Genomic DNA, 12,854 nt, shown 5'->3' with positions numbered 1-12,854 from the left:
ACTGGCCGCTCCAGCGCACCTTGCCGCATTCGCCGGTTATCATGAAATCGATTGACAGCACGAGGTTGAAAAGAGCTGTAGATACAGCGTGATTTTAAGATAAATATTGACCTTATCTGGGATCGGTATATTCATCCTTTGGTTAAGCGTGTATTCACTATGTCATTCACATAATGTTCAATCGACATATTGTGCTCCCGATTAATCTGAGAAATCAATGCGCTAAGATGCTCTTGCGATTCATGAAGGGTAGTGGCAATAAGATTATCAAAATCGTTCTGAGTAAATCTTTTATGTCCTTTCAACGTCGAGTGCTGAAGCAGAGTGTGCGCGGTCACTTCCAGCACGGCCCGCCGGTAATGATCGGACAGCAGGACGTCAAGATCGGTCTGACTAATATCAAACTCAAAATAAAAGCTGACAAATCCCGATTCAACAGGTAATGAATATATAAGCCTGTCATTTAACTTATTAACATAAGGTTCGTAACCGTCTCCCATCAATCGTTGCATTTATCTTTTCCTTCTTTCGTCATCAATCTGAAGCTATATAATAATATTCATCAAGCATGTAAATGCAATACCATTCCAAATTGGGCTATTGCACGCATTGCCATTTGACATGCTATTCTTCAGCATTAACATTAAATTATACGTACGCTGAAGCTTACGGTTTTAATCTTGGTTTTCATATCAGAACAATATCAATGATTACCAATAAATATAAACAAATCAAACACAAACCCAGTTATTAAATTTACAAGCATTAAATTAATGACTAACATTAAATAGTTTAATTAGTTACTTTTCTTTAGATTTCGATAACAACAAAATCACTTTTGTGAATTTTATACACTACCTCATTGCTTTCAAAGAAACAATTCCTCTAAAAATTCTGAGAACGAACCAGAAACCAATTCAACTTCCTTATCATCCATCAAAAAAATAAACACTTTCTCTAATGAATCATCAGATTTGAGAGATAGCAGAAAAGAATTCCCCCCGTCATCATATGCAAAAGAAACCATATTCCTCAATTTGCCAAACGACTCAACAAGGTCACGGTAGAGTTGTTCTATAGGCAGGTCACCATATTTTATAGGGTTAAACCCGCCAAGCATAAACGGATTACCATCTTCATTTTTATGAGGATATCCGCCATTATTTTTCAGATAAAAATCAAGAAATGAAGCGGGAAGATGATTATCAAAACTCGTATTGAAAGCATTTATCTCGTATACAGTTAGTTTATTTTCTGAACCAGTAAGACACATAGTAATTTCACCCTAACGCATCTACAGGCGCGTATTTTTGTAAAGGTTCCGCACGCATAAAATTATACAAAGGACTGAGTTCGAAAGTTGGTTTAATGCCCACCTCAAACCACAACAATTGAAGAAATTATTTCTTTCACCATTTCTGATATTGTTCGAAAAAGACACCCAGCGCAGAAATATATAAATTATCACCAGACACCAACATCAGATATCCTTCCAAAATGCAGTATCGCTCGCCCCTGTTAACTTAATAATTTCCGATATAGAACATGTTTTTAAAACATGCGAACCAACACCTCTGATAAATAGCTCAAAACTATCAGCTATCGATTACCATCCATCCATAGTATGCTCACTTGTAATAGCATAAACTTTGCCATCATGATTATTTAGTAAAATACTATAAGGGTCTGATATTGCAACACATATCACACCATCTGGTCTATGCTTGCCAATCCACCAATGGTTAAATTCATCATTGTTAATACTGACTATTTTCTCCAAATAATCACCACCATGGCCGAAAGATATATTCCCCAAAGAGAAGTTATCAATATCATAATTATTGACAAACTCAATAAAATCCTTTGAGAAATTTACACGAACTCTTTCCTCAGAAAGTTTGATATTGTTTACAGGCGAAATTCTTTTTTTCAAAATCAAATCATCCATACCTCCATTAAAAGGAGAGAACTTCTCATGTAATTTAACTTCAATTTCATTTATTGTTAATAACACAATTATTACTCTCATTTCGTATGCCAAACATCGCCATTGCCAACATGAGTACGTCCAGGTGCGAGTATAGCATATATTCCAAAATCGACATGTGAATGTATTATTGCAGCTCCTTTATAATTCACATGCTCAGGAAATACTTTAATCTGGGTTTCATCTATTTTCGGTAACTGTTCCACTTCTTTTATTCTATATAACTTACTTTAACTTAATGAACCCAATGCATATTGGGTTATTGACTCCAAAATTCTTGTTATTTTCTTATGTCGCAATTTGAAATAATTATTCCTGATACTAATGTTCTGGTATCTATTGATAATGCATGATGAGCTCTTCCGGGATAATGAGGATCAACCCGCGTCTGGTATGGATTGTTACCTCTGACTTCATATCCCCTACATAACCCAATCGGATCCTGTTCAGTAAACCGCACAATCTGCGGGTCGTAGTAGAGGATGGATTATTAATTATATGTTTGTGGTTCAAGAAAGGATTATATCATATCAAAGCCGGGCGAATTTCTCACCCGGTCTTCATTCTTTTTAGCTTAAACAGTTTATTACTAGCGAGTCTAACTCTATCCATGCATCTTCTAATTTAAAAGCCAAATCTGGTTTGTTTTCCACTTTATCAAAACTAGCATATGCATTTCTTATCATTTGAGGTATTGTATATAAATACAAAGCTAATTCTTTATCTATGGAGTTATTATTTTTCAATAGGTTAGCAAGCTCATCTAAACTAGAAACCAAGTCATTATACTGTTCATCATTGAAAACCATATTAATTCTAACATTATTAACAAAATCATTATCAATTATTTTTTTCTTTACATCATTTAACATAAATCACCTATTTAAATATGATGGCTTCGTGAGGAATCTCACCAAAAATCAATACTTCCTGATGCGCCGCAGCAGCATTTCGAGTAAACGGTGTTTGTAAATTCTCTGCAGCTTTTTGAGCTGTTGAAACATCGACTATTCTATCTTTAGGTATTTTAGACAAATCTATTTCAATAATAGGATTTGCCGCACGAGTACCGCCATGGGTAGCAAAATACTCTGCTGATGCCTGGCTTCTGGTGGTGGAAATCCAAGGGTCACGCGAATGCGGAGCGCCAGCAACATGTTGGGTCGGAGTTGTTTTATGATAAGGTGTTGGTCTTGTTATTCCATTACCCGCTCGAATGCTCTCCATTTGTTCAGGCGTCACCGCTCTTTTGACAGTATTACAATTATTTAAACCCAGCGGATCAATCCACCCCAACGGATTCGGCGCATACTGATAAAGGTTCCACCCACCATTCAGCCCAATCGGATCCTGCACAATAAACCGCCCGACCTGCGGGTCGTAGTAGCGGAACAGGTTATAGTGCAGCCCCGTTTCACCGTCAGCGTACTGCCCGGCATAGCGAAGCGGCTGGTGTGCCATCGCCGTGCGGTTCACCAACCGTGAGAACCCTTCGCTCTGATGGCGCACCTCGCCAAAGCTGCCGTACTGGCCGCTCCAGCGCACCGCGCCGCGCTCGTCGGTCACTTCCAGCGGCGCGCCGTTCAGGTCGGTACTGAACCAGTAAATCTCACCGCTGCTCTGGTCACGAAGGTGATCCACCCGTGCCAGCGGGCTCCAGGCTTCATTCGGGTCGTATACATAGGTGCTGCGCAGCCCGCTCTCCTGCTGCTCCTGCAGCAGGCGGTAGCCCTGCCACAGGAAGCGGGTGTCGGTGGTGCCGTGCGTCGTGGTGACGATTTTGCGCGTGCGGCGGCCCAGCGCGTCGTAGTGATAGCGCGCCTCAAACCGTCCTTCCGGCCCGGTTCCCCGGGCGGATACCAGCCGGTTCTCGGCGTCATACGCGTAATGCTGTTCATACAGCCCGTTGCGGCGGCTGACCAGGTTACCCCAGTGGTCGTATTTCATAAACAGCGCCTGCCAGTGCTGCAGGCGGTTATCCGTAACCGGTACCGGATCGTCACTGGCGGCGAGGTTATCCGCGGCGTCATAGCTGAACTGCGCGCGGCTGTGCCCCTGTCGGGCCTCGTAGTGCTTCAGCAGACGCCCTTCGGCGTCGTAGCCGTAGTCCACCTCACCGCGCAGGGTGTCGCTGACGCCGGAAAGCTCACCGCGCGCGGTGTAGCGGTACAGGCGTTCCAGTAGCGCCTGCTCCGGCAGGGTCACGTCCGTGCTCAGTTCGCTGCACTGCAGGGTGCGTCTGCCGAGGCTGTCATACTGGCGGAACTGCTCGCGCGCGCCCTGAGTGCGGCGCACCTCGCGGTGCAGGCGGTCGCGGGTGAACTCGGTCACCAGCTGCTGCCCGAAGCGGATGGCGCTGACGTGGCCGGAGCCGTAGTGCAGCCAGGCCAGCTTTTGCCCGCCGGGCAGCGTCAGGCCGGTCAGGTTGCTCAGGGCATCCCATTCGTAGCCCACCGCGCCGTTAATGCCGGACTCGCTCAGCACGCGCCCGGCGGCGTCGTGGCGGTAAGCGATCTCATCGCTTTCGATACCCAGGGCAACGCCTTCGGCCGTCGGCGTGCGGCGGATGCGGGTAATCTGGCCGCTCAGGTCGCGGAAGTAGCGGTACTCCGCGTGGCGCTGAGTGCGCCCGATCAGCAGCCCGCTGTCGTCATAGCTGAACTGCTGGACGCGACGGGCGATGCCGCCGTCGGCGGCAGGCCGTCCGTTTTCTTCGAGCGCGCAGAGGAACCCTCGCGCGTCCCATTCCATATGGCGCACGGTCTCGTCCGGGCGCGTTTCGCTGAGCGGGCGGCCCACGGCGTCATAGGTGAAGCGGTACTCCGCCCCGTTGCCGTTATCGAGTCGCAGCAGGTTACCGCGCGGGTCGTAGCGCCACTGGCGCACGCGACCAATACGGTCGGTAAGGCTGACCGGGAGGCCGAGCGCGTTATAGGCCCAGCTTACCTCGCTTTCCAGCGGGTCGCGCCAGCCCGTGAGCTGGCCGCGTTCGTTCCACACCAGCGACTCGCGGCTGCCGTCCGGATGGATCACGACGCTCAGCAGCCCGGCACGGCTCCACTCCCGCCGCGTGATATTCCCTTCTGCATCTTCGCTGGCAATCAGCTGCCCGAAGCGGTCGTAGGTGAAGCGGGTGACGCTGCCGGAGCAGTCGGTGCGCTGCGTCAGCAGCCCCTGGTGGTTCCAGACCAGGCGCACCACGCCGCCGATGGCGTCGGTGATGCTCTCCGGGAGGAATTCTTCATCATCGGGATAGCGATACGCGGTGGTGCTACCGGCCGGATCCGTCTCCGACAGCAGGCGACCGCGAAGGTCGTACATGGCCTGCGATGAGGTACCGTCCGGGTAAACCGTGCGGGTGATGCGGTCGGTCAGGCGATGCCAGTGATACTCCGTGCGGCGGCCCGCCGGGTCCGTCTCGCTGGTCATGCGGCCGTATTTGTCCCACGTGCTGCGGCGCATCGCCCCGCCCGGCAGAATGACGTGGCAGAGCTCGCCGTCGCGGTAGACAAACGTCGTCTGGCGACCGTCGTAATCCGTGAAGCGCGCGACGTTGTCGTCGTCATCCACCAGCCAGTGCGCCTGCGCGCCGTCTTCGCGGGTCGCGCGGCGGGTGCCGTTCTCAAAATCGTATTCGAACGTCAGCTGTTCGCCGCCGCTATGGCGGAAGCCCACCACGCGCGGCAGGCCGTCAATCTCCAGCCAGCGGTATTCGCTCAGCAGGCCGTTGGCGTCCTCATGGGCGCTCATCAGCCCGTCCTGCCAGCTGAAGCGTCGGCGCACGCTACCGCCCCGGCCGGTCACGGAGACCAGCTGGCGCTGTTCATCATAAGCGTAACTGACCAGGCAGATCTCGTCATCCAGCCAGGCGCCAACGAGCCTGTCGCGGTCGTAGCGGCAGACCACGCGCTGGCCCGCACAGTCGGTCAGGGCATGCAGGGTATTATCCGCATTCCACTCAAAGAGGATATCGTTGCCGCAGGGTTCGGAGAGGCGCTGGAGCAGCGACGGGGCATCATCCCGCAGCGGCGCATAGTGCCAGCGTTCGCCGCTGACGTCATACACCGACCAGCTGTCGTCCTGGTGATGTTCAAGCCAGTTTTTTTCGCTTTCGCAGTAGGAGCGCATCCCTTTCGGGACCTTCGGGAAGGCGACGTAATCGCCGGACGGTGCGCGCCACACCAGGCCGTCCTGATAAGGCTCCAGGCGGCTTTCCCAGAACAGGCTCCATCCGCGGCCCAACACGCTGTCGCCGGGATTGCCGCTGCGCCAGTAGCGCTGCCAGCGCACCGGAAGACGGGAAGGCAGGACGAAGTCCAGCTCATCATCCCCGCTGAGAAACTTCTGTCCGCTGACGATATCTACCGGGCGGGCGATGATCCCCGCGGCCGCCACGCCGGTCATCAGCGTGCCGGCGCGACAGGCGATACGGGCCAGCTTGTTGATGCCGGGGATTTTGCCCAGCAGCTTAGAGAGCGCCCCGACTTTGCCAGCGGCGCCGCCCCAGCCGCCGAGAAGCCCGGCAAACAGCAGGGTAAGATCGGAGACCTTGTAGAGCCACTCGGGGACTTCAGACTGAATGGGGAGGGTTTGCTGCGGATCGCCGCCGATAATGACGTTGTCTGAACCGGTCATCACCTTCGCGTCGCAGGTGGTGCGATCCCCGATGCGTGACGCAGGCTGGCTGTTAATGGAGACTCGCTTAGAGCCTTCGGCCATCTGCTGCGAGCCGTCGTCAGAACAGTCGACGGTGCTATCGGTGGCAAGCGCGGCGGGTTTACCGTTGATAAACACGTTGGGCGAGCCGGAGGTGATGACGCCTTTCTTCGTCATGCTGGATGCCCCGGCGTCGGCGATGCTGTCCCTAGCGGCAGTGGCCAGCTCCCCGGTGTAATACCCCACGGCCAGGCTGGCGCCGACGAGCAGGACGCCCACGCCAAGACAGGATGCGCCGAGACCGGCAATAAACATGGCCCCCGCCAGAATGCCCCCGGCGGCGGCAATCAGGCCACCGACAATCGTTCCGGCAATCATCCCGGCCAGCGCACCGGAGTGGCCGATATCATCACCAACGCGTGCTGCTTCAAACATAACAACGGTCCCTGAAGTTAATGGTGGAAGCGGAAGCTCCTGAGAAGATCGCCAAACAGCGCGACGTCGGCATCGCCCGGCGCGCGGGTGCAGGTCATAGTGAACACCAGGATTTTATCGCCGTCGACGTTAAACACGGCCTGCTGCTGCCAGATGCGTTTCCCGTCGCGCAGGTAGCTGGCATGGACGGTTTCACCCTGTAAAAGGCTGTCGCCCAGCGTAGCGGCGCTGCGCTCACCCTGCTTCCAGCCCTTGATGTGCTTTGCCATCAGGGCGAGCTGGCGATCGATATACGCGGCAAGCGCTTCGCCGGGGTTGAGGGCATCGCGGGAAATGTTGAACGCGGGCGCATCCGCTGCAGGCGGCGCGAAGACATTGACGGTACGGTCCTGATAGCCCTCAGGAAAAGCAATCATTCCTTCATTAAACAGGCACTGCGAAGATGGTTCTGACATTGAGCGGGTCCCACCACATTTTTTCAGAAGCGGTAAGTTTCGCATATGTGTTTAAGGCTGACTATCCCCAGATTATTGCTCCACCGTCACGCTCGCCGAACGGAAAAACAGCGGCCGTTAGCCCGGCCCCTCGCTCCCCGCCGCCAGCAGCGGTACCACCACGTCGCTGATGGGCACCGCAATACCATGCTTGCGGCCATAGCGCTGGATCACGCCGTTACGAATATCCCACTCCATCGGGCGTTCGGCCTGACGGTCGGCAAGGATTGACGTGCCTAAATCCTCGGGCGCGCGCTGGAAGTTCGCCAGAATCTCCTGGGCCACCGCATCGTCCAGCTTCGCCCCTTCGGCGCGGGCGACGGCAAGTCCCTCGTGCAGATAGGCCAGGGCCAGCTCGCTGATATCCTCGCGTCTGAACATCCCGGCGCGGCGGTTGGCCAGCACCATCAGCCCGGCGACCGCGTTTTGCAGCAGCTTGCGCCAGGCGACGGTGGTGAAATCTGTCGAGAGCTCAACATCACAGCGCGTCCCGCGAAGCGCCTCGACCACCCGCTGCGCCTGCGGCACATCCGGTAGCGTCAGACGCGGTTTTGCCCGCAGCCAGACGGAGGCGTCCGGCTCGCGCTGCGCCGGGAACCAGACCACCGACGGCAGCACCGTTGCGCCGTTGACCAAAGGCGCAAGCTGGGCTTTCTGCTCCACACCGTTTTGCAGCGCGCAGACCACGGTGTTTTCATCGCACAGGGCGCGCAGCCACCCGGCGCTGTCGGCATTTTGCGTCGTTTTTACCGCCACAAAAACGAGGTCTACGGGGCGCGTAATGACGGTGGGATCGGTGAGTACCGGACCGGGCACCACAGTTTCATCCTCATCGTGACGCAGGCGTAATACCGGATGCGCGGTGCGACCGCACAGCAGCGGCGTACGGCCCGCGTCATGCAGCACCGCGGCAATGGTGGTGCCAATCGCACCGGGACCAATCAGCGCAATGGTTGGATAGTCAGACATGGGTCACTCCCCTTTTGCTAAGCCTGCTATCAGTTATACCACCCTGAAAAGAGCGCGCCACGCCCATTGTCTATACTCAACACATAACAGACAACGGAGTGCGCCATGCCCTTACCCGATTTCAAGTCCTCTGAACCTTATACCCTCGGCATTGAGCTCGAACTCCAGGTGGTTAACCCGCCGGGTTACGATCTGAGCCAGGACTCCTCTCCCCTCATCGCCGCCGTCATAGACGACATCAAAGGGGGCGAAGTCAAACACGACATCACCGAAAGCATGCTCGAAATCGCCACCGGTGTCTGCCAGACCATCGACCAGGCGGCGGCGCAGCTCTCCGTGATGCAGCAGAGCATCCTGCGGGCGGCGTCGGAGCAGCACATCCAGATCTGCGGCGGCGGCACGCACCCGTTCCAGAAATGGCAGCGGCAGGAGGTGTGTGACGACGAGCGCTATAACGTCACGCTGGAGCGCTTTGGCTATCTGATTTTGCAGGCGACGGTGTTCGGCCAGCACGTGCACGTGGGATGCCGAAACGGGGAAGACGCGATTTACCTGCTGCACGGCCTGTCGCGCTTCGTGCCGCACTTTATCGCCCTCGCCGCGTCGTCGCCTTATATGCAGGGCACGGACACCAAGTTTTCCTCGTCGCGGCTCAACATATTTTCCGGGTTCCCGGATAACGGCCAGATGCCGTGGGTCAACAGCTGGCAGGAGTTCGAGGGGCTGTTCCGCCGCCTGAGTTCCACCAGCATGATCGACAGCATTAAGGATCTGCACTGGGACATCCGCCCCAGCCCGCACTTTGGCACCGTGGAGGTGCGAGTAATGGATACGCCGCTGACGCTCGGTCACGCCATTAACATCGCCGGGCTTATTCAGGCGACGTCGCACTGGCTGCTGACTGCGCGGCCCTATAAGCATCAGGAACGGGATTTTCTGCTGTACCGTTTTAACCGTTTTCAGGCCTGTCGCTACGGGCTGGAAGGCATTCTGACGGACGTGCATACCGGCGAGCACAAAACCGTGGCGGAGGATATCGCCTGGCTGCTGGAGCAGGTTGCACCGTCGGCCGAGAAACTCGGCGCAACGAGCGCCATCAAGGAAATTGCCCTGCTGTTAAAGCAGGGCAAGAGCGAGGCGCAGCGCATGCGGGACTTTATCGCCGATGGCGGCTCGCTGATTTCTCTGGTGCAGAAGCACTGTGAGCTGTGGGCGACGAGTCCGTAAGGCCGTGCCCCCATTCGCGAAGGCGCTGGAACAGCACGAACAGCGCCGGGATGAACACTATCCCCACCACGGTGGCTACCAGCATGCCGCTGAACACCGTGGTCCCGATAATGCGGCGGCTCTGGGCACCCGCCCCGGTCGCCAGCATCATCGGCAGGACGCCTATGATGAAAGACACGGCGGTCATCATTACCGCGCGGAAGCGGCGCGATGCCCCTTCCCGCGCGGCATCGACAATCGCCATTCCGTCCATACGCCGGGCGCGGGCAAACTCCACGATCAGGATCGCGTTCTTGGCGGCGAGGGCTATCAATAGCACCAGACCAATCTGCACGTACACGTCGTTGGCATAGCCTGCCAGCCACAGCCAGACCAGCGCTCCGCCGATGGCGAACAGCACCGAGAGCATCACGCTCGCCGGCAGCGTCCAGCTCTCATACTGGGCGACGAGGAACAGCCACGCCATCACCACCGCCGCCAGCACAATCCATATCGCCTGATTCCCGGTCTGCTGCTCCTGATACGACATGCCGCTCCAGGCGTAGTCGTACCCGGCTGGCAGGTTTTCCGCCAGAATCTCGCCCATCGCCGCCATTGCGGTGCTGCTGCTCACCCCTTCCGCTGCCGAGCCGCTCACCGATACCGACGGGAACTGGTTGTACTGCTGAATAAATGGCGCGCCGACGGTCGGCGTGATGGTGACGAGGTTGCTCAGACGCACCCGCTCGCCGCTGTTGCTGCGCACGAACAGCTCGCTGATTTGCTCTGCGCGCTCGCGCCACTGCATCTCGTTCTGCATCACCACGTGGTAGACGCGGTTGTTGACGCTGAAATCCCCGGCGCGCGTGCCGCCAAAGGCGGTTTGCAGGCTGCTGAAGATGCGCGACACCGGCACGTCGAGGCGGGCCGCGCGCTCACGGTCAACGGTGAGCGTCATCTGCGGCACGTTGCTGCTCCAGGTGGTGAACACGCGGCTCAGCTGCGGGTGCTGGTTGGCTTTCGCCAGCACCTCGCGAGTTACGCGCTCCAGCTCCGCCGGGCTCTGCCCCGCCTGTGCCTGAATGCGCAGATCGAAGCCGGAGGCGTTGCCCAGCCCCGGCAGCGTCGGCGGTGCAAAGGTCATGATGGTGGCTTCCGGCAGGGCCAGCAGCTGGCGCTGAAGGGTGCCCATCACCTCATCCAGCGGCGGACGCTCGCTCCAGTCTTTGAGCATGATGGAGATAAACCCGCCGTTCGATGCGCTGGTGCCGTTGAGGATGTTAAACCCGGAGACCTGAATCACGTCTTCCACCGCCGGGTTTTTAGCGATCAGCTCGCGCGCGGTGGTCATCACCGCTTCGGTGCGCTCCAGCGAGGCTGCCTCCGGCAGCTGGACGCTGGCAAAGAAGTAGCCCTGATCCTCCTGGGGCAGGAAGCCCTTTGGCATCGACATAAAGCTGAATACCACCACCGCCGCCGCACCTGCGGTGGCCAGCAGCGCCAGCCACGGACGGAGGTTGAACACGCTCACGATCCGGGTGTAAAGCGTGCGCGTGGCGTCCAGCCCGCGGTTGAACCCACGGAAAACGGCGGCGGGCTGTGCCGGACGCGGGCGCAGCAGCATCGCACAGAGCGCGGGCGTCAGGGTCAGCGCCACGAGGCTTGAGAGCGTAACGGCGGTCGAGAGCGTCACCGCGAATTGGCGGTACAGCTCGCCCACGATCCCCGGCAGGAGCGCCACCGGTACAAACACCGCCAGCAGCACCAGCGTGGTGGCAATCACCGGCCCGGCAATCTGACGCAGCGCCAGCGCGGTCGCCGCCGTGCGGCTCTGCCCTTCCGCCATCAGCGTTTCGACACTCTCCACTACCACGATGGCGTCATCCACCACCATGGTCAGCGCCAGAATGATGGCGAACAGACTGAGCGTGTTCGCGGAGTAGCCGAGCGCGTAGAGCACCGCAAAGGTGCCCACCAGCGACACCGGAATGGCAAGGGCGACAATCAGCGTCGCGCGCCAGCTTTGCAGGAACAGGGACACCACGACCACCACCGCCAGCATCGTCAGCGCCAGCGAGACGCCAATCTCTTTGATGGTAGCGGCCACAAACGAGGTGGTGTCGAATTTGACTTCATAGACCAGATCGTCCGGGAAGCGCGTGGATAACCGTTCGAGCTCCGCGCGCACCGCATCGGCCACGCGCAGGGCGTTAGCGGACGGCGTCGGGTAGATGCCAAGGTAGGCGGAGTCATGCCCGTTCAGCTGCGCGCCCGAGCTGTAGCTGCGCGAGCCAAGCTCAATGGTGGCGACGTCCTTCAGGCGCACCAGCTGGCCCATCTCCCCGGTGCGGATAATGATGTTGGCAAAGTCGTCGGCCTGGTTTAAGCGCCCTAGCCCGTTGATGGTTAGCGTCTGCTGCTGGCCGTTAAACACCGGCGGCGTGCCGACCTGGCCTGCCGCCCCCTGCACGTTCTGCTCGCGCAGCGCCTGCGCCACGTCATCGCTGGTCACGTTCAGGGCATTCATGCGGTCCGGACGCAGCCAGATGCGCATGCTGTAGTCGCGCGCGCCAAACATCTGTACCTGCCCGACGCCCGGCAGACGCGACAGCGCCTCGCGCACCTGGGTGCTGGCGTAGTTGCTGACAAACAGCGGCGTGTGGGTGTTATTTGGTGAGTAAAGGCTTACCCCCATCATCAGGTTGGTGGCGCGCTTGCGCACCTGCACGCCGTTTTGCTGCGCCTCGGTCGGCAGCTGCGCCACGGCCTGCGCCACGCGGTTCTGCACGTCGATGGCGGCGAGATCCGGATCGGTGCCCGCCGCAAAGGTGATGTTCAGGCTGTACGTGCCTTCGTCCGAACTGGTGGACTCCATATAGAGCATATGATCCACCCCGTTCAGCTGCGTCTCCAGCGGCGTGGCGATGGCCTCCGCCACGTCAGCCGAGCTGGCGCCCGGCCATGACGCTGACACATTCACGACCGGCGGTGTGATCTGCGGGTACTGCTCCACCGGAATAATCCTCAGCGCGATGGCCCCCAGCAGGGTGATGACCAGCGCAATCACCATCGCAAAGCGCGGGCGTTTGATGAAAAACGTCAGCATG

Annotated in this window: 10 protein-coding genes; 1 reads left to right on the top strand and 9 read right to left on the bottom strand. The window is 56.9% G+C overall.

Annotation, left to right across the window (positions count from 1 at the left end):
- Positions 1 to 131 precede the first annotated feature (131 nt).
- From INF86_RS05065 to INF86_RS05030, 8 genes are all read right to left on the bottom strand, one after another.
- Complete coding sequence (locus INF86_RS05065) at positions 132 to 512, bottom strand: hypothetical protein (protein WP_045309197.1); 381 nt, start codon at positions 510 to 512, stop codon at positions 132 to 134.
- A 356-nt stretch (positions 513 to 868) separates the two neighbouring features.
- Positions 869 to 1,273, bottom strand: coding sequence for an SMI1/KNR4 family protein (locus INF86_RS05060; protein WP_063147973.1), 405 nt, complete (start codon positions 1,271 to 1,273; stop codon positions 869 to 871).
- A 333-nt stretch (positions 1,274 to 1,606) separates the two neighbouring features.
- On the bottom strand, positions 1,607 to 2,041 hold the full coding sequence (locus INF86_RS05055; RefSeq protein WP_227414738.1) for a nuclease: 435 nt from the start codon (positions 2,039 to 2,041) through the stop codon (positions 1,607 to 1,609).
- Positions 2,026 to 2,139, bottom strand: coding sequence for a hypothetical protein (locus INF86_RS22570; RefSeq protein ID WP_232944539.1), 114 nt, complete (start codon positions 2,137 to 2,139; stop codon positions 2,026 to 2,028). Before INF86_RS22570 ends, INF86_RS05055 begins: the two co-directional genes overlap by 16 nt.
- A 417-nt stretch (positions 2,140 to 2,556) precedes the next feature.
- Positions 2,557 to 2,859, bottom strand: coding sequence for a hypothetical protein (locus INF86_RS05045; RefSeq protein WP_063147972.1), 303 nt, complete (start codon positions 2,857 to 2,859; stop codon positions 2,557 to 2,559).
- A gap of 7 nt (positions 2,860 to 2,866) precedes the next feature.
- On the bottom strand, positions 2,867 to 7,078 hold the full coding sequence (locus INF86_RS05040; RefSeq protein ID WP_227414735.1) for an RHS repeat-associated core domain-containing protein: 4,212 nt from the start codon (positions 7,076 to 7,078) through the stop codon (positions 2,867 to 2,869).
- A 17-nt stretch (positions 7,079 to 7,095) separates the two neighbouring features.
- The gene (locus tag INF86_RS05035) at positions 7,096 to 7,533 is read right to left on the bottom strand and encodes a DcrB-related protein (protein ID WP_063146554.1); all 438 of its coding nucleotides are present in this window, start codon (positions 7,531 to 7,533) and stop codon (positions 7,096 to 7,098) included.
- Positions 7,534 to 7,650: 117 nt separating this feature from the next.
- The gene (locus INF86_RS05030) at positions 7,651 to 8,541 is read right to left on the bottom strand and encodes an oxidoreductase (protein WP_096216639.1); all 891 of its coding nucleotides are present in this window, start codon (positions 8,539 to 8,541) and stop codon (positions 7,651 to 7,653) included.
- Positions 8,542 to 8,646: 105 nt separating this feature from the next.
- On the opposite strand from INF86_RS05030, the gene INF86_RS05025 reads away from it, so the two are divergent.
- The gene (locus INF86_RS05025; protein ID WP_193543279.1) at positions 8,647 to 9,768 is read left to right on the top strand and encodes a YbdK family carboxylate-amine ligase; all 1,122 of its coding nucleotides are present in this window, start codon (positions 8,647 to 8,649) and stop codon (positions 9,766 to 9,768) included.
- Here INF86_RS05025 and INF86_RS05020 read toward each other — a convergent pair.
- Entirely contained in the window at positions 9,698 to 12,853 is a 3,156-nt protein-coding gene (locus tag INF86_RS05020) for an efflux RND transporter permease subunit (protein ID WP_023305632.1), read from the bottom strand. The genes INF86_RS05025 and INF86_RS05020 overlap by 71 nt on opposite strands.
- Position 12,854 lies beyond the last annotated feature (1 nt).

Origin of the sequence: Enterobacter cloacae complex sp. I1M (assembly GCF_014982425.1) — a bacterium.
Classification (GTDB): domain Bacteria; phylum Pseudomonadota; class Gammaproteobacteria; order Enterobacterales; family Enterobacteriaceae; genus Enterobacter; species Enterobacter intestinihominis.
The sequence above is the reverse complement of the archived record's forward strand: the minus strand, read 5'-3'. Positions and strand labels throughout refer to the sequence as shown.